General features: G+C 68.9%; 17 protein-coding genes and 1 riboswitch. Of the genes, 11 read left to right on the top strand and 6 right to left on the bottom strand.

All coding sequences use genetic code 11. The features are described 5' to 3' along the window. Nucleotides 1–4 precede the first annotated feature (4 nt). A complete protein-coding gene (locus tag ACW7GZ_RS09725) occupies nucleotides 5–985 on the bottom strand; it encodes a homoserine kinase (protein WP_457008963.1) in 981 nt (326 codons plus the stop codon). A 138-nt stretch (nucleotides 986–1,123) separates the two neighbouring features. Here ACW7GZ_RS09725 and ACW7GZ_RS09730 point away from each other — a divergent pair, with 138 nt between their 5' ends. From ACW7GZ_RS09730 to ACW7GZ_RS09750, 5 genes are all read left to right on the top strand, one after another. Then, nucleotides 1,124–2,962: an FAD-dependent oxidoreductase gene (locus tag ACW7GZ_RS09730; RefSeq protein WP_457008965.1), complete on the top strand. Its 1,839-nt coding sequence runs from the start codon at nucleotides 1,124–1,126 to the stop codon at nucleotides 2,960–2,962. Further along, on the top strand, nucleotides 2,959–4,797 hold the full coding sequence (locus tag ACW7GZ_RS09735) for a 2-oxoacid:acceptor oxidoreductase subunit alpha (RefSeq protein ID WP_457008966.1): 1,839 nt from the start codon (nucleotides 2,959–2,961) through the stop codon (nucleotides 4,795–4,797). Before ACW7GZ_RS09730 ends, ACW7GZ_RS09735 begins: the two co-directional genes overlap by 4 nt. Beyond that, on the top strand, nucleotides 4,794–5,849 hold the full coding sequence (locus ACW7GZ_RS09740) for a 2-oxoacid:ferredoxin oxidoreductase subunit beta (protein ID WP_457004713.1): 1,056 nt from the start codon (nucleotides 4,794–4,796) through the stop codon (nucleotides 5,847–5,849). The genes ACW7GZ_RS09735 and ACW7GZ_RS09740 overlap by 4 nt, the downstream gene beginning before the upstream one ends. Nucleotides 5,850–6,024: 175 nt before the next feature. Further along, a riboswitch (TPP riboswitch) is annotated at nucleotides 6,025–6,126 on the top strand. A 78-nt stretch (nucleotides 6,127–6,204) separates the two neighbouring features. Continuing rightward, nucleotides 6,205–8,190: a phosphomethylpyrimidine synthase ThiC gene (thiC, locus tag ACW7GZ_RS09745; protein WP_457008968.1), complete on the top strand. Its 1,986-nt coding sequence runs from the start codon at nucleotides 6,205–6,207 to the stop codon at nucleotides 8,188–8,190. 106 nt (nucleotides 8,191–8,296) lie between these two features. Beyond that, nucleotides 8,297–8,881, top strand: a complete 585-nt coding sequence (locus ACW7GZ_RS09750) for a DUF4136 domain-containing protein (RefSeq protein ID WP_457008970.1) — start codon at nucleotides 8,297–8,299, stop codon at nucleotides 8,879–8,881. 77 nt (nucleotides 8,882–8,958) lie between these two features. On the opposite strand, the gene ACW7GZ_RS09755 is transcribed toward ACW7GZ_RS09750, so the two are convergent. Together ACW7GZ_RS09755 and ACW7GZ_RS09760 are read right to left on the bottom strand one after the other, a co-directional pair. Further along, on the bottom strand, nucleotides 8,959–9,246 hold the full coding sequence (locus ACW7GZ_RS09755; protein WP_457008972.1) for a contact-dependent growth inhibition system immunity protein: 288 nt from the start codon (nucleotides 9,244–9,246) through the stop codon (nucleotides 8,959–8,961). Nucleotides 9,247–9,267: 21 nt separating this feature from the next. Further along, nucleotides 9,268–10,044, bottom strand: coding sequence for an RNase A-like domain-containing protein (locus ACW7GZ_RS09760; protein WP_457008974.1), 777 nt, complete (start codon nucleotides 10,042–10,044; stop codon nucleotides 9,268–9,270). 136 nt (nucleotides 10,045–10,180) lie between these two features. On the opposite strand from ACW7GZ_RS09760, the gene ACW7GZ_RS09765 reads away from it, so the two are divergent. Further along, nucleotides 10,181–10,873 (top strand): ion channel, encoded by a 693-nt coding sequence (locus ACW7GZ_RS09765; RefSeq protein WP_457004723.1) that lies wholly within the window; start codon nucleotides 10,181–10,183, stop codon nucleotides 10,871–10,873. 75 nt (nucleotides 10,874–10,948) lie between these two features. Here the strand turns inward: ACW7GZ_RS09765 and ppa are convergent, their stop codons facing one another. Further along, nucleotides 10,949–11,479, bottom strand: a complete 531-nt coding sequence (gene ppa / locus ACW7GZ_RS09770) for an inorganic diphosphatase (RefSeq protein WP_457008976.1) — start codon at nucleotides 11,477–11,479, stop codon at nucleotides 10,949–10,951. A gap of 221 nt (nucleotides 11,480–11,700) precedes the next feature. Between ppa and ACW7GZ_RS09775 the strand changes: the two genes are divergently transcribed. Together ACW7GZ_RS09775 and ACW7GZ_RS09780 are read left to right on the top strand one after the other, a co-directional pair. Then, nucleotides 11,701–13,275, top strand: a complete 1,575-nt coding sequence (locus ACW7GZ_RS09775) for a M91 family zinc metallopeptidase (RefSeq protein WP_457004727.1) — start codon at nucleotides 11,701–11,703, stop codon at nucleotides 13,273–13,275. 100 nt (nucleotides 13,276–13,375) lie between these two features. Further along, complete coding sequence (locus ACW7GZ_RS09780) at nucleotides 13,376–14,026, top strand: hypothetical protein (RefSeq protein WP_457008978.1); 651 nt, start codon at nucleotides 13,376–13,378, stop codon at nucleotides 14,024–14,026. 495 nt (nucleotides 14,027–14,521) lie between these two features. On the opposite strand, the gene ACW7GZ_RS09785 is transcribed toward ACW7GZ_RS09780, so the two are convergent. Further along, a complete protein-coding gene (locus tag ACW7GZ_RS09785; RefSeq protein WP_457005424.1) occupies nucleotides 14,522–16,552 on the bottom strand; it encodes a sodium-translocating pyrophosphatase in 2,031 nt (676 codons plus the stop codon). 57 nt (nucleotides 16,553–16,609) lie between these two features. On the opposite strand from ACW7GZ_RS09785, the gene ACW7GZ_RS09790 reads away from it, so the two are divergent. Continuing rightward, the gene (locus ACW7GZ_RS09790; RefSeq protein WP_457008980.1) at nucleotides 16,610–17,242 is read left to right on the top strand and encodes a hypothetical protein; all 633 of its coding nucleotides are present in this window, start codon (nucleotides 16,610–16,612) and stop codon (nucleotides 17,240–17,242) included. A gap of 45 nt (nucleotides 17,243–17,287) precedes the next feature. Here ACW7GZ_RS09790 and ACW7GZ_RS09795 read toward each other — a convergent pair whose 3' ends face one another. Further along, nucleotides 17,288–18,544: a 6-phosphofructokinase gene (locus ACW7GZ_RS09795; RefSeq protein ID WP_457008982.1), complete on the bottom strand. Its 1,257-nt coding sequence runs from the start codon at nucleotides 18,542–18,544 to the stop codon at nucleotides 17,288–17,290. A gap of 125 nt (nucleotides 18,545–18,669) precedes the next feature. Here ACW7GZ_RS09795 and ACW7GZ_RS09800 point away from each other — a divergent pair, with 125 nt between their 5' ends. Together ACW7GZ_RS09800 and mpl are read left to right on the top strand one after the other, a co-directional pair. Further along, nucleotides 18,670–19,236 (top strand): adenylate kinase, encoded by a 567-nt coding sequence (locus ACW7GZ_RS09800; protein ID WP_457005418.1) that lies wholly within the window; start codon nucleotides 18,670–18,672, stop codon nucleotides 19,234–19,236. A gap of 4 nt (nucleotides 19,237–19,240) precedes the next feature. Then, nucleotides 19,241–20,647 (top strand): UDP-N-acetylmuramate:L-alanyl-gamma-D-glutamyl-meso-diaminopimelate ligase, encoded by a 1,407-nt coding sequence (gene mpl / locus ACW7GZ_RS09805; RefSeq protein ID WP_457008984.1) that lies wholly within the window; start codon nucleotides 19,241–19,243, stop codon nucleotides 20,645–20,647. Nucleotides 20,648–20,675 lie beyond the last annotated feature (28 nt).

Below are 20,675 nucleotides of genomic sequence, written 5' to 3' on the forward strand. Positions count from 1 at the left end.
GCTCCTACAGCAAGCGCGGGTCGGAGTGGGCGCAGGGGCCGGTGCGGATGAGCAGCTCCGCGCGCGGCCCTGCCACGGGCGACACATGCGCCTGCGCGGCCACGCCGGCGCCTGCGAAACCCGCCACCATCGCGGGCGCCGCCGCTTCCGCCGCCGCCCGCGATGCGAACCACGCGAAGCACGCGGGACCGCCGCCGGAGATGCTGGCACCGAGTGCGCCGTGGTCGAGCGCGGCCTGCTTGACCGCGGCGAAGCCCGGGATCAGCGGCGCGCGCCGGGGCTCCACCAGCACGTCGCGCAGGCCTTCGCCGATCAGGGTGGCATCGCCCCGCGCCAGCCCGGTCAGGAACAGCGCCAGGTGCGTGGAGTGCGCGACCACCTGTGGCAGCGGATAGGGCTCGGCCAGGACCGCGCGCGCGCGCCGCGTTTCCAGCACCAGATCCGGCTGCACGACTACGCAGTGCAGCCAATCCGGAACCTCCAGGCGCAGCAGCCGCGTGGGGGTGGCCAGCGCCACGCCGCCGAGCAGCATCGGGCCGACGTTGTCACCCTGGCGGCTGTGGGTCGACGCCCACTCGCCTTCCAGCGCGAACGGGTAGAGCGCTTCGCGCGAGAGCGGCTGCCCAAGCAGGGTGTTCGCCGCGACCAGGGCGGCCACGCAGGACGCCGCCGAGCCGCCGAGTCCCGAGCCCAGCGGGATGCCCTTGTCGAGTTCGATCGCGAAGCCGTGGCCAAGTCCCAGCGCCTCGCGCAGCGCCATCAGCGCACGCCCGGCGGTGTTGGCCGCGGCGTCCAGCGGAATCCCCTCGATACCGCGCACCGCCCCGCGCACGGCATCCACGCGAACCAGGGGCTCTTCAATGACGCGTACGGTGGCGACGTCGCGCGGCCCTTCGATGACGTGCCCGAGCAGGTCGAAGCCGACGCCGATGTTGCCGACGCTTGCGGGGGCGAACGCGCGGGCCTGCCGATGGTCGAGGGTCATGCCCGGGATTGTCCCATCCCGCACCGCGGCGCGCAGCGCGGCCTTGCTGCGGCGCGGCAAGACCTGCGCGCGCTTGCGCCTAGACTGTCCGCGCGAGCGACGACCGGCGCGTCCGGCCAGCCAGCAGCGAGGGTCGCAGTGAAGCCGACCGATATCCGCAATCCCGACACCTTCCACAAGGTCGTCGACTGCCAGTGGGCATGTCCCGCGCACACCCCGGTTCCCGAATACATCCGCCTGATCGCCGCCGGCCGCCACGCCGACGCGTACATGGTCAATTGGGTGAGCAACGTGTTTCCGGGCATCCTTGGCCGCACCTGCGACCGCCCTTGCGAGCCGGCCTGCCGCCGCGGCCGGGTCGAGGAAAACAACGGTCCGCCGTCGATGCGCGACAAGCCCGAGCCGGTGGCGATCTGCCGCCTCAAGCGCGTTGCCGCCGACCACAAGGGCGATGTCCGCGGGCGCATGCCCAAGGTGCCGGCGGAGGGCAACGGCCGGCGCATCGCCTGCGTCGGCGCGGGGCCGTCGTCGCTGACCGTGGCCCGCGACCTGGCGCCGCTGGGCTACGACATCACGATATTTGAAGCCGATCCGAAGGCCGGCGGCTTCATGCGCACCCAGGTGCCGCGCTTCCGCCTGCCGGAAGAGGTGATCGACGAGGAGACCGGCTACATCCTCGACCTGGGGGTGAAATTTGTCGGCGACACGCGCATCGAATCGATGAAGTCGCTGCTGGCGCAGGGCTTTGATGCGGTCTTCGTCGGCAGCGGCGCGCCGCGCGGGCGCGACCTTGACCTGCCCGGCCGGCAGGAATGCGCGGACAGCATCCATGTCGGCCTCGACTGGCTGGCGAAGGTCTATTTCGGTCACGTCACCCGCGTCGGCCGCCGGGTGCTGGTGCTGGGCGGCGGCAATACCGCGATGGACTGCTGCCGCTCGGCGCGCCGGATGGGCGGCGAAGACGTGACGGTCGTGGTGCGCTCGGGCTTCGACGAAATGAAGGCCAGCCCGTGGGAGAAAGAGGACGCGATGCATGAGGGCATCCCGATCCTCGACTGCCGCGTGCCCAAGGCCTTCGAGCACGCCAGCGGCAGGCTCACGGGCATGCGCTTCGAGCGCGTGCGCGCCGAGTACGACGGGCGCGGCCGCCGCAGGCTGGTGCCGACCGGCGAGCCCGATGACGTGATCCCCTGCGACGAAGTGCTGGTCGCGGTCGGCCAGGAGAATGCCTTCCCGTGGATCGAACGCGACCTCGGCATCGACTTCGACGAGTGGGGCATGCCGGTGGTCGACAAGGTGACCCACCAGTCGACGCTGCCGCAGCTGTTCTTCGGCGGCGACGCCGCGTTCGGGCCCAAGAACATCATCTGGGCGGTGGCGCACGGCCATGCCGCGGCGATCTCGATCGACCGCCTGCTCAACGGAGATGACGTGCGCATCCGTCCGGCGCCCGGCACCTGGCTGGAATCGCAGAAGATGGGCATCCACGAGTGGCAGTACGACAACGCGGTCTCGCCCGACGAGCGCTTCGCGGTGCCGTGGTCGGAGGCGGCGAAGAAGCTCGACAGCATGCACATCGAGGTCGAGCTCGGCTTCGACGCGGCGACCGCGTGGAAGGAAACCCAGCGCTGCCTCAACTGCGACGTGCAGACGGTGTTCACCGCCGAAAAATGCATCGAGTGCGATGCCTGCGTCGACATCTGCCCGACCGACTGCATCACCTTCACCGCCAACGGCGAGGAAGAAGAGCTGCGTACGCGGCTGACCGCACCGGCCTTGAACCTCGAACAGGATCTGTATGTGTCCGGGCCGCTGAAGACGCCGCGGGTGATGGTCAAGGACGAGGACGTCTGCCTGCACTGCAGCCTGTGCGCCGAACGCTGCCCCACCGGCGCCTGGGACATGCAGAAGTTCCTGCTGCTGGAGACCCATGCCGGCGGCGACCGCCGCGGCGCCAGGAAGAAGGAGGCGGCATGACCCCCGGGTATTCGCCGCTGCAGTCGGTCAATGATTTCGTGGTCAAGTTCGCCAACGTCAACGGCTCCGGCTCGGCTTCGGCCAACGAGCTCTTCGCCAAGGCGATCCTGCGCATGGGCGTGCCGGTCAGCCCGCGCAACATCTTCCCGTCCAACATCCAGGGGCTGCCGACCTGGTACGAGGTGCGGGTGTGCGAGCGCGGCTGGCTGGGGCGCCGCGGCGGCGTCGACATGATGGTGGCGATGAACCCGCAGACCTGGGATGTCGATGTCGCCGAGATCGAGCCTGGGGGCTACCTGTTCTACGACAGCAGCAGGCCGCTGTCGCGCTCGCGCCTGCGCGACGACATCAACGTCATCGGCGTGCCGCTGACCGAAATGTGCAACGCCGCCTGGGACGATCCGCGCCAGCGCCAGCTGTTCAAGAACATCATGTACGTGGGCGCGCTGTCGGCGCTGCTGGACATCGACCCGGCGGTGGTGGAGGCCCTGATCGGCGAGCAGTACAAGAGCAAACCGAAGCTCCAAGCGCCCAATATCCAGGCGCTGGACCTGGGGCGCGACTGGGTACGCGAGCACCTGCCGCGCCCCATCGGCCTGCGCGTGCAGCAGGCGGACGCGGTTGGCGACCGGATCTTCGTCGAGGGCAACGACGCCGCGGCCCTGGGCTGCGTCTACGGCGGCGCCACGGTCTGTGCCTGGTACCCGATCACGCCGTCGTCGTCGCTGGCCGAGGGCTTCCAGAAGTACTGCCAGAAATTCCGCGTCGACGACGAGGGCGGGGCGCGCTACGCGATGATCCAGGCCGAGGACGAGATCGCTTCGATCGGCATGGTGGTCGGCGCCGGCTGGAACGGCGCGCGCGCGTTCACCACCACTTCGGGGCCCGGCGTGTCGCTGATGAACGAGTTCATCGGCCTGGCCTACTTCGCCGAGATCCCGGTGACGATCATCAACGTGCAGCGCGGCGGCCCGTCCACCGGCATGCCCACCCGCACCCAGCAGTCCGACGTGCTGGCCTGCGCGCACGCCTCGCATGGCGACACCAAACACGTACTGTTGTTTCCGGAGGATCCGCGCGAGTGCTTCGACTTCGCCGCCGCTTCGTTCGATCTCGCCGACCGGCTGCAGACGCCGGTGTTCGTGATGAGCGATCTCGACATCGGCATGAACCAGCGGTTGTGCGCACCCTTTGAATGGGACGACGCGCGCGTCTACGACCGCGGCAAGGTGATGACCGCCGAAATGCTCGATTCCGGGCGCGAGTTCGCGCGCTACAAGGACGTCGACGGCGACGGCATTCCCTGGCGCACCTGGCCCGGAACGCATCCCGGCAAGGGCGCGTATTTCACCCGCGGCACCTCGCGCAACCCGCACGCGCAGTATTCGGAGCGCGGCGCTGACTATGTCTACAACATGCAGCGCCTGCTGCAGAAGTTCGACACCGCCAAGGCCCTGTTGCCGCAGCCGATTGTCGGGCAGGCGGCGCTGCCTGCGCGCTTCGGCGTGATCTTCTACGGGTCCACCAGCCCGGCGATGGCCGAGGCGATCGAACAGCTGCGCGACGCCGGCATCGCGCTCGATACGTTGCGGGTGCGTGCATACCCGTTCCCGGATTCCGTACGCGGGTTCATCGACGCCCATGAACAGGTGTTCGTGGTCGAACAGAACCGCGACGCCCAACTGCGCCTGCTGCTGATCGACGCCTTCGACATCGATCCGGCGCGGCTGCCCGCGGTGCTGCACTACGACGGCACGCCGATCACCGCGCGCTTCATTTCCGGCGCGATCCAGGCGCATATGCAGCTCGAAGCCAGACAGGAAAACGTGGCATGACCTATCTTGCCAAGCCCGCGCTCCACCATCCGACGTTGCGCTGCAACGCCATCGGCTTCACCCGCCGCGACTACGAGGGCAAGATCAGCACCCTGTGCGCCGGCTGCGGCCACGACTCGATCTCGGCGGCGATCATCCAGGCCTGCTGGGAACTCGACATCGAGCCGCACCGCATCGCCAAGCTGTCGGGCATCGGCTGCAGCTCCAAGACTCCGGACTATTTCCTCGGCCAGTCGCACGGCTTCAACACCGTGCACGGACGCATGCCTTCGGTGCTGACCGGCGCCAACCTCGCCAACCGCACGCTTACCTACCTCGGCGTCTCCGGCGATGGCGACTCGGCCTCGATCGGCATCGGCCAGTTCGTGCATGCCATCCGCCGCGGCGTGAACATGACCTACATCGTCGAGAACAACGGTGTCTACGGCCTGACCAAGGGCCAGTTTTCGGCCACTGCCGACCAGGGCTCGGTGTCCAAGCGCGGCGTGGCCAACGCCGACAGCCCGCTGGACTTGGTGACCATGGCGCTGCAGCTTGGCGCAAGCTACGTCGGGCGCAGCTTCTCCGGCGACAAGCAGCAGCTGGTGCCGCTGATCAAGGGTGCGCTGTCGCATCGCGGCGCGGCGTTCATCGACGTGATCAGCCCCTGCGTCGCGTTCAACAACCACGCCGGAAGCACCAAGAGTTACGACTACGTGCGCGAGCACAACGATGCCGTCAACCGGCTCGACGTGATGCCGCCGCGCGCGGCGATCGAAGTCGAACAGGCCGCCGGCAGCACGATCGATGTGGCCCAGCACGACGGCAGCGTGTTGCGCCTGCACAAGCTCGACGCCGGCTACGACCCGCGCGACCGGATCGGTGCGCTGAACCTGATTCACCAGCGCCAGGCACGCGGCGAGGTTGCCACCGGCCTGCTCTACGTCGATCCCGAAGCCGGCGACCTGCACAGCCACCTGGGCACGGTCGCAACGCCGCTCAACGCGCTCGGCCCCGGGGAACTCGGGCCGGGGAGCGCCGCGCTTGCCAGGCTCAACGCCACCCTGCGCTGAAGGTCCGCTATCCCGGTTGGCGGCACCCCGTGGCTCGTGGTCGCGGGAAATCTGTGGGAGCGGCTATAGCCACGATCCGGGCTGGGAAAAGATCGTTCGCGGCTATAGCCGCTCCCACAGACATCGCCCGAGGGCTGCTGGACATTGGCGGACAGCGTACGCCGTGCTCAAATGGCAGCCGAAGCGGGGGTACCGCGGCCGGCACGGCGTGGTTGAGACAGACCCTTCGAACCTGATGCGGTTTATACCGCCGTAGGGAAGCTTCGCGACAGCGCCACCGGTCCCGGTGGGGCTGCTGCGCCTTCGCTTCGTCCAGCACGCGGGAGCCTCCCGCGGCACCCACAGGACGATGCCGATGAACGCAGTGCCTTCGCCCCTGCAGCAGCAGGCGCAACAGCTTTCCCAATCCGTCACCCGCCCGATCTCCGGATCGCGCAAGGTCTTCGTCGAGGGTTCGCGCCCCGACCTGCAGGTGGCCATGCGCGAGATCGTGCAGACCGCGACCCCGACCCTGTTCGGTGGCGAGGACAACCCGTCGATCCCCGTATACGACACCTCGGGGCCGTATACCGACCCGGACGCCGACATCGACCTTTCCGGCGGTCTGCCGGCGAGGCGCGCTGGCTGGATCGCCGAGCGCGGCGACACCGAGCACCTGGATGCGCTGAGCTCCGCCTTCGGCCGCGCGCGCGAGGTCGATGCCCGCCTTGACGCGGTGCGATTCTCGTCGCGCGCGCTGCCGCTGCGGGCCAGGGCCGGCGCCAACGTCACCCAGATGCATTACGCGCGGCGCGGCATCGTCACTCCGGAGATGGAGTACGTCGCGATCCGCGAGAACCAGCGGCTGGACAAGTTGTTGGAGGAGATGCAACTGCGAGCCGGTGGAGAGATCGCAGCCATAGCTGCTCCTACAGATGCGGAGGTCGCAGCTATAGTCGCCCCTACGGGTGGGGTGGTTGGCAAGGGAGGGGGGCCGCTGCTGGCGCAGCACGCGGGGCAGTCGTTCGGGGCGTCGATCCCGGCGCGGATCACGCCGGAATTCGTGCGCGACGAGATCGCGCGCGGTCGCGCCATCCTGCCCTGCAACATCAACCACCCCGAAAGCGAGCCGATGATCATCGGCCGCAACTTCCTCACCAAGATCAACGCCAACATCGGCAACAGCGCCGTGAGCTCCGGTATCGCGGAAGAGGTTGAAAAGCTGGTCTGGGCGATCCGCTGGGGCGCGGACAACGTCATGGACCTCAGCACCGGCAAGCACATCCACGAGACCCGCGAGTGGATCATCCGCAACTCGCCGGTGCCCATTGGCACGGTGCCGATCTACCAGGCGTTGGAGAAGGTCGACGGCCGCGCCGAGGAGCTGAGCTGGGAGATCTTCCGCGACACGCTGGTCGAACAGGCCGAGCAGGGCGTGGACTACTTCACCATCCACGCCGGCGTCCTGCTGCGCCATGTACCGCTGACCGCGAAGCGTGTCACCGGCATTGTCAGCCGCGGCGGCTCGATCATGGCCAAGTGGTGCCTGTCGCACCACAGGGAAAGCTTCCTCTACGAACACTTCGAGGACATCTGCGAAATCATGAAGGCCTACGACGTGGCCTTTTCGCTGGGTGACGGTCTGCGCCCGGGTTGCATCGCCGATGCCAACGACGCCGCCCAGTTCGCGGAGCTCGAAACACTGGGCGAGCTCACGAAGATCGCCTGGAAGCACGACGTCCAATGCATGGTCGAAGGCCCGGGGCACGTGCCGATGCAGCTGATCAAGGAGAACATGGACAAGCAGCTGGCCGAATGCGGCGAGGCGCCGTTCTACACCTTGGGCCCGCTGACCACCGACATCGCCCCGGGCTACGACCACATCACCAGCGCGATCGGTGCGGCCATGATCGGCTGGTTCGGCACCGCCATGCTCTGCTACGTGACGCCCAAGGAGCACCTGGGCCTGCCCAACCGCCAGGACGTGCGCGACGGGATCATGGCCTATCGGATCGCGGCGCACGCCGCCGACCTGGCCAAGGGTCATCCCGGTGCCCAGGTGCGCGACAACGCCCTGAGCAAGGCGCGCTTCGAGTTCCGCTGGGAAGACCAGTTCAACCTCGGCCTGGATCCGGAGAAGGCAAAAGAGTTCCACGACGAGACCCTGCCCAAGGATGCACACAAGCTGGCCCACTTCTGTTCCATGTGCGGTCCGCACTTCTGCAGCATGAAGATCACCCAGGACGTGCGGGACTACGCCGCCGGACGGGAGATCGACGAGGCCGCCGCGTTGGAGGCGGGCATGGCCGACAAGGCCGCCGAGTTCAGGGCGGCGGGGGCCGAGGTCTACCGCCGCGACTGAACGAAGGGAAACCAACCGGACGGCGGGGCGCCTCCAGGCGCCCCGCATCACATGCGCGCGGCCGGCCGCATGCTAGCGTCCAAGCACCCGCGAAAGGAGGTTCGCCATGGCACGCATCCGACCGTCATTCCGCTGGCTGCTGGCCGCGATTCTTCTGGGCCTGCTCACCGCCTGCGCCACGGGTCCACGCATCAGTTCGGATTCCGATCCGCGTGCGGACTTCTCCGCCTACCGGACCTTCGCCTTCTATTCGCCGCTGGCGATCGAGCGCGAGGGCTACGCCAGTCTGGTCAGCGGCCGGATGAAGGCCGCGGCGCGCGCGCAGATGGAATCACGCGGCTACCGCTACAGCGAACAGGATCCCGACCTGTGGCTCAACATCAACGCCTACATGCAGCAGCGCACCGACGTCAGCACCATTCCCGACGTCGACTACGCCTACTACTACAGCTACCGGCACCGTGGCTACGTGGCCATGCCGTACTGGAACGAGCGCACCACCGTCAGCCGCTACACCGAGGGCACGATGAACATCGACTTGGTGGATGCGGGCCGCAATGCCCTGGTCTGGGAAGGCATCGCCGTGGGTCGGGTCACGCGCAACCAGGATCCCCTCCAGCGCGATGCGGCCATCGACAGCACGATCGCCGAGATCTTTGCGGCGTATCCGCACCGCGCGGGAGCGCGCTGAGCCGGCTGTTGCCCGGGCGCAGCCCTGCCCGGGAGCAGGAGTCCGCCGCCGCCGCGAGACGGCCGGCGTTTCGCCGATCAGCGCGTAAAGGCGGCTTGCAGGGACGCCAGCCAGCCCTGCCAGTTGCCGCCGTCGCGGCTCGGGTCGTATTCGCTGCCCAAGGACTGCATGCGCGCGCCAAGCGCGGCTTCGTCAAGGCCTTCACCCGCCAGTTTTGAAAGATCGTCGCGCACGGCAATGATCTCCGCGTCGGCTTCGCTGCCCAGATAGGCATCGACCACGCCGGTGGCCGTGTCGTGTTCCATCGCCCAGTCCTGGTGGAAATAGGCGGACAGGAAGTTCTCAAGCGCGGGGGTGTCGCTCATGCAGGGGCCTCGGGATCGTGATCAGGGCGTCGAAGGATAGCCGGTGACGATGCGATACCCGGTATCGAGCCGGTCCGAGCGCTCCAGCACCAGGCGCACCGAGAACACGTCTTCGGCGCTGCTGTCGCCGCGCTTGACCGAGATGCCGGTGGTGGCGTCGAAGCTGGCGTCGATCACCAGACGGTTGCCGCCCTGGCCGTCGACCCAGGCGTCGATGCGGCCCTGGTGCTCGGACAGGGTGGCGGCCACGAAGTGCTCTGCTTCCTCGATGTCGCGGAAGCTGGAGGCGGCGCTGATGTTGTCGTTGCGCACGCGATCGACCAGCCACTCCTCGCTCTTGCCGACGTGGCGCTCGATCAGGTGGCCGCCGGCGTCCTCGTGGGCCTGGAGGCCGCCGCCGGGAACTTGGCCGGGCGCGTCGGGACCATCCGGGACATCCGGACCATCGACATCATCGACGCCCAAGTGGGCGTCGAGTTCGTTGACCGTGGCCTCGACCGCGTTGCGCTCGGCGCGCGGAAGCTGGCTCGTGTCGAGTTCGCCCAGCGCATCGCGGATGCGGCCCAGCAGCGGGTCGAGATGCTCGCCGAAGGTCTGGTCGCCGCCGGCGAGGGAGATCGCGTCCCGCACCTGCCCCAGGAAACCTTCGATGTCGCCGCCGTCGGCGAGGTCCTGGATGTGGGATACGAGATCGGCATCGGGATCCGCTGCCGCGGCCATGGCCGTGCGGCTGGACGGCTGCTGCAGCGACGCCAACGACCATTGGCTTGCCGGTGAAAGGGCTTGGGTGACATCCATCACGTGCGGCGCCTCGTGTTCGGGGGAGCCATGAAGCCTAGGGAGCGCATGCCGGCGCGGACAGCTGGTGCCTGCCCGAGGGTGGGCGCCGCGCGCCATGCGTGCGCACGCGGCCCCGGCGCGGCACACTCCGCCGATGGTCAACATCCTCCGCAATCCGATGCGCTGGTCCGCGGCCGCGGCGAGGCATCCCTCGGCGCTGCTCCTGGCTGTGCAGTTGGTCAGCCTGCTGCTCTATCCGCTGATGGACGGCAGCGAAAGCCGCGTGCTGTTCAGCGCGTTCACCCTGGTGGCGGTGCCGCTGGCGGTCTGGGTGGTCTCGCGCAGCCACGCCGCGAACGGATTCGCATGGGCGCTGGCGGTGCCCGCGATGCTGCTGGCCGGCGCCGCGATCGGGTTCGACCTGCCGCTGCTCGCGGTGGCTTCGGCCGCGCTGGAGTCAGTGCTTTACTTCTACGCCGCCGGCGCGCTGATCGTGTACATGCTCGAAGACCACACGGTCACCGTCGACGAGCTGTTCGCGGCCGCCGCGGCGTTCACCCTGCTGGCCTGGGGCTTCGCCTATGCCTTCCTGGTCTGCCAGGCGATCCTGCCGGCCAGCTTCACCGGCCTGGTCGAGCCGGAGCGGCCGCGGCGCTGGATCGAGCTGCTGTTCCTGAGCTTCTCGACGCTGTCGGGCACCGGCAACGGCGACATCATGCCGCTGACGCCATATGCGCGGGTGCTGGTGATGCTGGAGCAGTTCGCGGGCGTGGGCTATATCGCAGCCGTGGTGTCACGGCTGATCGCGCTGAGTATCGTGCGCCAGCGCGGGCGCAGCCGGGACTGAGCGCCGGCAATCCGGGAAACCCGGCTTGCCGGCGACTTTTCGGGGCTCCGTTGCCGGGCCCATGTCTGGCGCCTGTTACGCGGTGCGGTAGCGCTCGATCGCCTCGAGCAGCAGGCCCTTGGCCTCGGCGGCGTTGCCCCAGCCCTCGATCTTGACCCACTTGCCCTTCTCGAGGTCCTTGTAGTGCTCGAAGAAGTGGCCGATGCGCTCCAGCCAGTGCCCGGATACCTGGTCGATGTCGTGGATGTGCGCGTAGCCGGCGAACACCTTCGGCTCCGGCACCGCCAGCAGCTTCTCGTCGCTGCCGGCCTCGTCGGTCATCTTCAGCACGCCCACCGGGCGGCAGCGGATCACCGAGCCCGGCACCAGCGGCAGCGGCAGGATCACCATCACGTCGGCCGGGTCGCCGTCGCCGCAGACGGTGTTGGGCACGTAGCCGTAATTGCAGGGGTAGCGCATGGGGGTCGACAGCACGCGGTCGACGAAGATCGCCCCGGACTCCTTGTCGACCTCGTACTTGACGGGCTCGGCGTCCTTGGGGATCTCGATGATGACGTTGATTTCGTCCGGCGGACTCTTGCCGGTGGTCACATGATCCAGGCCCATGGGTGCTCCAGTGGTGCGGGCGAACCGGAATGGGCCGCTGCCGCGTAAGGGAAGGCGTCCATTCTACGCGTCGCTGTTGCGACGCAGCAAAGGGCGTCGCAGGTGACGCGTGGGGGATGAACAGGAGGCGGGCAGACCCGAGGTGGGGTACGCCCCAGCTTGGTGTCGGTGACGGTCCGGTTACACAGTACGGCACCGTATCCACAAGCAGAGACCTCCGTATGAGCATCCAGTCCGCCAGTTTCGACCCCGGCGTCAGCGCCATGGCCCAGTTCGAGCGCGCGGGCTATTGGAACAACCCCGACGCCCCGCACCAGCACGACCACGGTGCCGAAGCCCTGGGCAGCGATGCCCCGGCGCCGCGGCCGGTCGACGTGGGCGGCAGCGACGTCGTGGACGCCGACCTGGACTCGCCCCAGGCTGAAGGCCAGAAGATCGACGGTGGTTCCGACAATCCCGCCGAGCGCAGCCAGCGCAGCACCGTGGACGGCAAGCCGATCGTGGTGGATCCGCTGCATTCGGACAAGGGCGTGGAGGTGGCGCGCGAGCGCACCATCGACGCATGGAACCAGGTCAGCAGCGACCAGCTGGTGTTCACCACCGGCGCCGGCGATGACAGCTTCGGCGTCAAGCAGCGCGACGACGGCACGCTCGACGTGAACATCAACGGCGAAAGCTACGAGGTCCGCCTGGACCGCGGGCAGGAGCTGACCATCCGCGCCGGCGCCGGCGACGACGTCATCGAGGTGGCGCCCAACGTCAAGGTCAACATCGTGGTTGAAGGCGGCGATGGCGACGACACCATCACCACCGGTGCCGGCGACGACCGTATCGACGGCGGGCGCGGCAATGACACGATCTTCTCCGGTGCCGGTCGCGACGACATCTTCGGCGGCAGCGGCGACGATGTCCTGGTCGGCGGTGATGGCGTCAACATCATCCACGGCGCCGACGGCAACGACGAGATCACCGCCGGCTCGGGCACCAACTTCATCGAGGGCGGCGCCGGCGACGACATGATCCAGGGCGCCGGCAAGAGCGACATCCTGTCCGGTGGCACGGGCAACGACCGCATCGCCGTGGGCGAGGGCAAGAGCACCGTCTACACCGGTGCCGGCGACGATACCGTCGACGCTGCGGGCGCCAACGCCACCGTCTATGCCGAGGTCGGCGACCTGATCAATTCCGCGACCGGCAGCAAGCCGACGGTACTCAACGTCGCCATCGACGCCAATGCCGGCCACACCATCAAGGTCGAGGGTTCGGAAGGCTTCGTGCAGCGCATCCAGGCCGAGCTCGACTTCCTGCGCGCCTCCCCGGTGGGCCAGCAGATGCTGGCCGAGTTCGACAAGGCCGCCGACGTGAAGGGCAACATGGTCACGATCAAGGAGCTGGCCAACGAGCAGAACGGCTATGCCCAGACCTTCAGCCGCGACGCCGACATCGTGAACGGTCGCGCCGGCGCCGGCGGCAACGTCGACATCGTCTACAACCCCTCCTTCCACATGGACGCCTTCCCGGCCCCCGTGGTCGTGCTTTACCACGAGATGTCGCATGCCTATAACGGCGTGAACGGCACCTTCCAGCCTGGTGAGTACACCGGCCCGGGCCCTGACAACGGCACCGCCAACGCCGAGCGCCAGGCCGTGGGCCTGGAGACCAGCGCCCCCGCCTTTGATTTCGATGGCGATCGCTCCACCGCGCCGACCACCGCCAACCCTGACCACCTGACCGAGAACGGCATCCGCGAGGAGCTGGGCATGCCGGACCGCCCGAGCTACGCGATCGAGTTCTGATCATCCCCGGATTGACGATCGTTCCCGCGCAGCCTGCGTTCACCGCAGGCTGCGCGCTTTCGGTCATCCTGAGTGGAACCAACGAGGACACAGGTGAGGCATGGCCCTGAACATGATCCAGCGCGCGGGCGGCATCCTGGCCGCCGTCCTGTCGACGGCCGCAGTGATCCCGCATCCCGCCGCCGCCCAGCCACAAATGGAGTCCGAAGCCGTGAATGAAGAAGAGCGGGTGGCGCGCACAAGCGTCAGTGGAGAGGGCGCCATGCTCGAGGCCGCTTTCGATCCCGATGGCCAGCGCCTGGCGGTGCGCTACCGCATCAGCAATACCGGCGACGCGCCGCTTGCCGTGTTCGACCGCGGCGACAGCCACTCGGTGCTGACCAAGCGCCTGGTCGCCGGCGATGTGCCGGCGCCGAGGGTGGAAGACGGCGAGGACGGCCTGACGCTTTCGCATGCGGCGCAGCCGCTGCCGCACCCCGCGCCGACGTCGCCGCCGACGCCGCTGGCCACGAAGCTCGGCCCCGGTGAAAGCCTGGATGCCGGCTTCGACATCGACCTGTCGCTGGTCGCCACCGCCGCCCGGGTGCGCTGGTGCCTGGGCGTGCTGCCCTTCGACGAGGCGGGGTTCAGGTCGGCAACGTCGGCAGGCGACGTGGCGGTGTGGTCGGCGCCCTTCAGCGTCGTCGAGCACCAGCAGCTGCTTTGCACGCCGTGGTTCGACATGGCGGCGGGGACGTTCGAGGACGCGTGACGTTCGGGGCGATGCCGTGCGGTTGGTGTGTTGGCGCGGCGTCGCGTCTTTCGTTGGGGTTTGCACTGCCCGCCGCGGCCCCGACCTGTTTGGCGATCTGGCGGAGGGCAAAGTCGCAGCGTTGAGGTGGAACCGGTCGGTTCGTAACGACCAGGAGCGTCCCAGCCGCGACGCTCTTGATCTCCGTCACGAAGCCGAAGAAGGACCGGAGCCCGTCCCGCGCACAGGGGGTGTGCGGAGAGCCGGCCATGGATGGCCGGCGCCCGGCGCTGGTAGCAGGACGCGGAGACGCCGGCGCAGCACACCCCCTGTGCGCGGGACGGGCCGCGCGGACCCCAACGGAACGGCGACCATCCCCAGACGCGCATCAACGCCCCAGCTGCAAGCCATCACCCCCGCAGCCCGGAGAAGAGCCAAAGAAAAGCGGCCGCAGGGGCCGCTTTTCTGCTCCTGCGTGGGATGCCCCGCGCAGGAATGTGCCGTCTCAGGTATCGCCTAGAGCAGCGGCACCAACAGCAGGGCCACGATGTTGGTCACCTTGATCAGCGGGTTGATGGCGGGGCCGGCAGTGTCCTTGTAGGGATCGCCCACGGTATCGCCGGTGACCGCGGCCTTGTGCGCCTCGGAGCCCTTGCCGCCGTGGTGGCCTTCCTCGATGTACTTCTTGGCGTTGTCCCAGGCGCCGCCGCCGGTGCACATCGAGATCGCCAGGAACAGGCCGGTGACGATGGTGCCCATCAGCAGGCCGCCGAGCGCGTCCGCGCCCAGCACCAGGCCGACGATGATCGGAATGGCCAGCGGCAGCAGCGAAGGCACGATCATTTCCCGGATCGCCGAGCGCGTCAGCAGGTCGACCGCGCGGTCGTACTGCGGCTTTCCGGTGCCTTCCATGATCCCGGGGATCTCGCGGAACTGGCGCCGCACCTCCTCCACTACCGCACCGGCCGCGCGGCCGACGGCCTGCATCGCCAGCGCGCCGAAGAGGTAGGGGATCATGCCGCCGATCAGCAGCCCGATCACCACGTTCGGGTTGTCGATGGAGAAGTTCACCGCGCGGCCCGAGGCCTCCAGCTTGTGCGCGTAGTCGGCGAACAGCACCAGCGCGGCCAGGCCCGCCGAACCGATCGCATAGCCCTTGGTCACCGCCTTGGTGGTGTTGCCGACGGCGTCGAGCGCGTCGGTGGTCTCGCGGATCTCCGGCGGCAGGCCGCTCATCTCGGCGATGCCGCCGGCGTTGTCGGTGATCGGGCCGTAGGCGTCGAGCGCCACGATCATGCCGGCCATCGACAGCATGGCGGTGGCGGCGATCGCCAGGCCGTACAGGCCCGCGATTGCGTAGCAGCACCAGATCGCGGCCGCGACCACGATCACCGGTGCCGCGGTCGACTTCATCGACACCGCAAGTCCCGCGATCACGTTCGTGCCGTGGCCGGTCTCGGAAGCTCGCGCCACGTCCTGCACCGGCGCGTACTCGGTCGCGGTGTAGTACTCGGTGATCACCACCAGCATGCCGGTCAACACCAGGCCGACGATCGCGCACCAGAACAGCGGCAGCGCCAGCGAGGCTTCGAACATGCTGCCGGTGATGAACCAGAATGCGATCGCCGCCAGCACGCCGGACACGCCCAGGCCGCGGTACAGCGCGTTCATGATCTTGCCACCCGGCCGCGCCTTGACGAAGAAGGTGCCGATGATCGAGGCGATGATGGACGCCGCACCCAGTACCAGCGGCAGCACCACGCCGGCCCAGCCGTAGGTCGCGAAGCTGATGCCGGCGACCAGCATCGAGGCGATGATGGTCACCGCGTAGGTCTCGAACAGGTCGGCCGCCATGCCGGCGCAATCACCCACGTTGTCGCCGACGTTGTCGGCGATCACCGCCGGGTTGCGCGGATCGTCCTCGGGGATCCCGGCTTCGACCTTGCCCACCAGGTCCGCGCCGACGTCGGCGCCCTTGGTGAAGATGCCGCCGCCAAGCCGCGCGAAGATCGAGATCAGCGAGGAACCGAAGGCAAGTCCGATCATCGGCTGCAGCGCGGCCTCGACCGCCAGCGCGTCGCGGCCGTCGCCGACCACGAACATGAAGTAGCCGGCCACGCCCAGCAGGCCCAGGCCGACGACCAGCATGCCGGTGACCGCGCCGCCGCGGAAGCTGACCGCCAGCGCCTCGTTCAGGCCCACGGTCGCCGCCTGCGTGGTGCGCACGTTGGCACGCACCGAAACGAACATGCCGATGAAGCCGGCCAGGCCCGAGAGTACCGCGCCGATCAGGAAGCCGATGGCCGTCGGCCAGCCGAGGGCCGGCACGAAGCCGGTGACCAGGAACAGCACCACGCCGACGATGGCGATGGTGATGTATTGCCGCCGCAGGTAGGCCCCGGCGCCCTCCTGGATCGCGGCCGCGATCTGCTGCATGCGCTCGTTGCCCGCGGGCTGCGCAAGGATCCATCGCGCAGAAACAATGCCGTAGATGATCGCCAGGCCGGCACAGGCAAGTGCCAGCCACAAAGCTTGTTGCTCGAGCATGAATCCCTCCCCAGGGTGTGGTCGATAGCATCTGAGTGGAGCTGGAACCACCCGACTATGGCATACGCCCCGGGCCCGGTATTGCCGCGCTGCAGCGCGTGCGGGCCGCGCCGCGGCAGGGCGGATTCAGGCGCCGCATGCCAGCCTGACCATCGCCCCGGCCCAAGGAGTCCCGCGATGCGATCCGCCGCTGCCATCTGCCTGCTTGCCTTCGCCGCCGCGCCCGCGCTGGCCGCCGACCCGAAGCCCGAGATCAGCCGGCCGGCGGCGGCACCGCAGGCGGTGGGCGTGGTCCACACGCTGCGCCAGATCCCGGAGGCCTGCGCACGCATCGAGGGTGCGTTCACCGGCGATGCCGCTGATCCCTACCGTTTCGCCGTGGTCCGCACCAGCGCGAACTGCCAGCCGCGCGCACGCTTCGTAGACGCGGCCAAGGCCAGGCCGTCGGTCGCGTCAGGCTGGGTGTTCAACGATGTGCTCAGGGTGCCGAGCGCCGAGTGCGCCTCGCGGCGGGCAGTGGTGCGCGTGTGGCGCAAGCCGGTGGACCAGACGATGGAGCTGGACGGCCAGGGCCAGTCGCGGATCTACATCGAAGAGTCGAAGCAGGCCGCCGCCGCCGGCAGGATCGCGGCGACCCCGATGTACGCCGCCGAGATGGGCGTGGAAGGCAAGGCCTGCGCCGGCGGCTGACGCGGCTCCCGCTCGATCGCTATCGCCACCCCCGAGGGCAGGAACTCATTCTTCCCAGGTCGGCAGCTTCTTTGGAACGGCGACATTCTTCAGGGTGACGTACTTCGGCAGGCCGTCGCGGCCGTAGGGCGGGTAGGCTTCGCCGCGGATCAGCGGCTCGAGATAGGTTCTCGCCGCGGCCGTGATGCCGTAGCCGTCGCGGCGGATGAAGCCCCTGGGCATGGTCTTTTCGCGGTTGGCGATCCGGGCCAGCGGCGCCGGCTCGATCTTCCAGCGATAGGGCGCGTCGGAGGTGCGGACGATTGCCGGCATGGTCGCGTTGCGGCCCTCCAGCGCGAGGCGCACCGCGGCCTTGCCCACGGCCATGGCGTGGTCGAGATCGGTCTTCGAGGCGATGTGGCGCGCCGAGCGCTGCAGGTAGTCGGGCAGCGTCCAGTGCACCTTCAGGTCGAGGCGATCCTTCACCCGTCCCGCCAGGTACGAGGCGACCCCGCCAAGCTGGGTGTGGCCGAAGGAGTCCTTGCCGCCGCCCGCGTCCGCCACGAAGCGGCCGTCCGCGGTGCGGATGCCCTCGCTGGCCACGACCACGCAGTAGCCGACGCGATCGACGACCTTGCGCACCCGGGCCAGGAAGTGCTCCTCGTCGTAGGCGCGCTCCGGGAACAGGATCAGGTGCGGCGCGGCATCGGGGCCGTCGCCAGCGAGGCCCGCCGCGGCCGCCAGCCAGCCGGCGTGGCGGCCCATGGCCTCGTAGACGAAGACCTTGGTCGAGGTGTCTGCCATCGCCGCGACGTCCAGCGCTGCCTCGCGCACCGAGACCGCGGTGTACTTGGCCGCCGAACCGAAGCCCGGGCAGCAGTCGGTCACCACCAGGTCGTTGTCGACCGTCTTCGGCACGCCGATGCAGGTCAGCGGGTAGTCGAACTCAGCGGCCAGCTGCGAGACCTTGTTGGCGGTGTCGGCGGAATCGTTGCCGCCGTTGTAGAGGAACCAGCGCACGTCGTGGGCGCGCAGCACGTCGAGCAGGCGCTCGTACTTCGCGCGGTCCTCGTCCAGTGATTTCAGCTTGTAGCGGCACGAGCCAAAGGCGCCGCCGGGGGTGTGGGCCAGGGCGCGGATCGCCGCCGCCGGCTCCTTCGACGTGTCGATCAGCTCCTCGCGCAGGGCGCCGAGGATGCCGTTGCGGCCGGCCAGCACGCGCACCTTGCGCGCGCGGGCCTCGCTGATCACAGCGGAGGCGGTGGCGTTGATGACGGCGGTGACGCCGCCGGACTGGGCGTAGAACAGGCAACCTTTGGGCATCTCGGGTCCGTTGGAAAGGGGCTTCGGGCCGGGGGGTGATTACGGTAAGCTGGCGCGGTCGTGGCCGCAGGCGGTGGATTCTACGCCCCGCGCCGTCCACGCCCAGAGACCACATGGAGCGTTCGATGCGACTGGTACTGCTTGGTGCGCCGGGTTCCGGCAAAGGGACGCAGGCCACGCGCCTGAAGGAGCACCTGCAGGTGCCACACGTGTCGACCGGCGACCTGCTGCGCGCCGAGGTCAAGGCCGGCAGCGCGCTGGGCCTGCAGGCGAAAGAGGTGATGGCCCGCGGCGAGCTGGTGTCCGACGCGATCCTGCTCGGCATGCTCGAGGACCGGCTCTCTCGCGCCGACGTGGCCAATGGCTTCATCCTCGACGGCTATCCGCGCAACCTGGCCCAGGCGGCCGCGCTTGACGCCCTGCTGCAGCGCATCGGCCAGCCGATGGACGCCGCGATCCAGCTTGAGGTCGACAATGAACTGCTGATCGACCGCCTTGCCGGGCGCGCACAGGCCGAAGGCCGTTCCGACGACAACCCCGAATCGGTCCGCAAGCGCCTGCAGGTCTATGACGAGCAGACCGCGCCGGTGATCGGCTACTACCGCGACGCCGGCAGGCTCGGCGTGGTCGACGGCGTCGGTACGCTCGACGAGGTCTTCGACCGCATCCTGGTGGCGCTCGACCGGTCCTGACGCCTTGAAGCTGCATATCCTCGGCATCGCCGGCACTTTCATGGGCGGCGTGGCCGCGCTGGCGCGCGAGCTCGGCCACGAGGTCGAGGGCAGCGACCAGGCGGTGTACCCGCCGATGTCGACCCAGCTCGAGCGCCTCGGCATCGAACTGCGCCAAGGCTACGACCCCGCCAATATTTCGGCCGACTGCGACCAGGTGGTGATCGGCAACGCGCTGTCGCGCGGCAATGCCGCGGTGGAGCACGTGCTGGACAACGGGCTTGCCTATACCTCCGGCGCGGAGTGGCTGCGCGACAAGGTGTTGCCGGGGCGCGACACGATCGCGGTGGCGGGCACGCACGGAAAAACCACGACCACCACGATCCTCGCCTGGCTGCTCGAGGCCGCGGGGCGTCATCCCGGATTCCTGATCGGGGGCGTGGCGGAGGATTTCGGGGTCTCGGCGCGGGTTGGCGGCATGCACGACGGTGCCAGGCGCGAAGGCCTGGAAAACTCCCCCTTCGTGGTCGAAGCCGACGAATACGACACCGCCTTCTTCGACAAGCGCTCGAAATTCGTGCACTACCGGCCGCTGGTCGCGGTGCTCAACAACCTCGAGTTCGACCACGCCGACATCTTCCCGGACCTGGCCGCGATCCAGCGCCAGTTCCACCATTTCGTGCGCACGATCCCGGGTCGGGGGCGTCTGGTGGTCAACGGCGAGGACCCGCACCTGGCCGAGGTGTTGGCCATGGGCTGCTGGACGCCGGTCGTGCGCTTTGGCATGGACGCGGGCCAGGGCGCGCCGCTGGACTGGAGCGCGCGGCTGCTCGCCGACGACGGCAGTGCATTCGCCGTCTTGCAGGCCGGACGCGAGGTCGGCGAGGTGCGCTGGCCGCTGCTCGGCCGCCACAACGTGATGAACGCGCTCGGCGCCCTTGCCGCCTGCGATGCGGTTGGCGTCGATGTCGCCTCCGTGCTGCCGGCGCTGGGGGCTTTCCGCAGCGTCAAGCGACGCATGGAGCTGCTCGGCGAGGCCGGCGGGATCAGCGTCTATGACGACTTCGCCCACCATCCCACCGCCATCGCCACGACCCTGGAGGGCCTGCGGGCACGCGTCGGCGACGGGCGGATCGTGGTGGCGATGGAGCCGCGCAGCAACTCGATGCGCCTGGGTGCGCACGCGAAGGCGCTGGCGCCCTCGCTCGCGCTGGCCGATGCGGTGGTGTTCCTCCATCGCGCCGGGCTGGAGTGGGATGCGGGCGCCGTGGTCGGCGGGCTCCGCGGCCAGGGCACTGCGGTATCCGATGCGGACACCTTGCTGGCGAGCCTGCGTGCCCTCGTGCATGAAGGCGACCATGTGGTGTTCATGTCCAACGGTGGCTTCGACGGCGCGCCGCGTCGCTTCCTCGGCATGCTGCGCGGCGACTGAGGTCGCACGATGCGGCCGTCTCGCCGTG

It is taken from the genome of Luteimonas sp. A537, assembly GCF_054052065.1.

Excerpts from the sequence above, each read along its gene's own strand:
- ACW7GZ_RS09725 (WP_457008963.1), bottom strand. The coding sequence starts at position 985 with ATGACCCTCGACCATCGGCAGGCCCGCGCGTTCGCCCCCGCAAGCGTC.
- ACW7GZ_RS09735 (WP_457008966.1), top strand. The coding sequence starts at position 2,959 with ATGACCCCCGGGTATTCGCCGCTGCAGTCGGTCAATGATTTCGTGGTC.
- ACW7GZ_RS09740 (WP_457004713.1), top strand. The coding sequence starts at position 4,794 with ATGACCTATCTTGCCAAGCCCGCGCTCCACCATCCGACGTTGCGCTGC.
- thiC (WP_457008968.1), top strand. The coding sequence starts at position 6,205 with ATGAACGCAGTGCCTTCGCCCCTGCAGCAGCAGGCGCAACAGCTTTCC.
- ACW7GZ_RS09750 (WP_457008970.1), top strand. The coding sequence starts at position 8,297 with ATGGCACGCATCCGACCGTCATTCCGCTGGCTGCTGGCCGCGATTCTT.
- ACW7GZ_RS09755 (WP_457008972.1), bottom strand. The coding sequence starts at position 9,246 with ATGAGCGACACCCCCGCGCTTGAGAACTTCCTGTCCGCCTATTTCCAC.
- ACW7GZ_RS09760 (WP_457008974.1), bottom strand. The coding sequence starts at position 10,044 with ATGGATGTCACCCAAGCCCTTTCACCGGCAAGCCAATGGTCGTTGGCG.
- ACW7GZ_RS09765 (WP_457004723.1), top strand. The coding sequence starts at position 10,181 with ATGGTCAACATCCTCCGCAATCCGATGCGCTGGTCCGCGGCCGCGGCG.
- ppa (WP_457008976.1), bottom strand. The coding sequence starts at position 11,479 with ATGGGCCTGGATCATGTGACCACCGGCAAGAGTCCGCCGGACGAAATC.
- ACW7GZ_RS09775 (WP_457004727.1), top strand. The coding sequence starts at position 11,701 with ATGAGCATCCAGTCCGCCAGTTTCGACCCCGGCGTCAGCGCCATGGCC.
- ACW7GZ_RS09780 (WP_457008978.1), top strand. The coding sequence starts at position 13,376 with ATGGCCCTGAACATGATCCAGCGCGCGGGCGGCATCCTGGCCGCCGTC.
- ACW7GZ_RS09785 (WP_457005424.1), bottom strand. The coding sequence starts at position 16,552 with ATGCTCGAGCAACAAGCTTTGTGGCTGGCACTTGCCTGTGCCGGCCTG.
- ACW7GZ_RS09790 (WP_457008980.1), top strand. The coding sequence starts at position 16,610 with ATGGCATACGCCCCGGGCCCGGTATTGCCGCGCTGCAGCGCGTGCGGG.
- ACW7GZ_RS09795 (WP_457008982.1), bottom strand. The coding sequence starts at position 18,544 with ATGCCCAAAGGTTGCCTGTTCTACGCCCAGTCCGGCGGCGTCACCGCC.
- ACW7GZ_RS09800 (WP_457005418.1), top strand. The coding sequence starts at position 18,670 with ATGCGACTGGTACTGCTTGGTGCGCCGGGTTCCGGCAAAGGGACGCAG.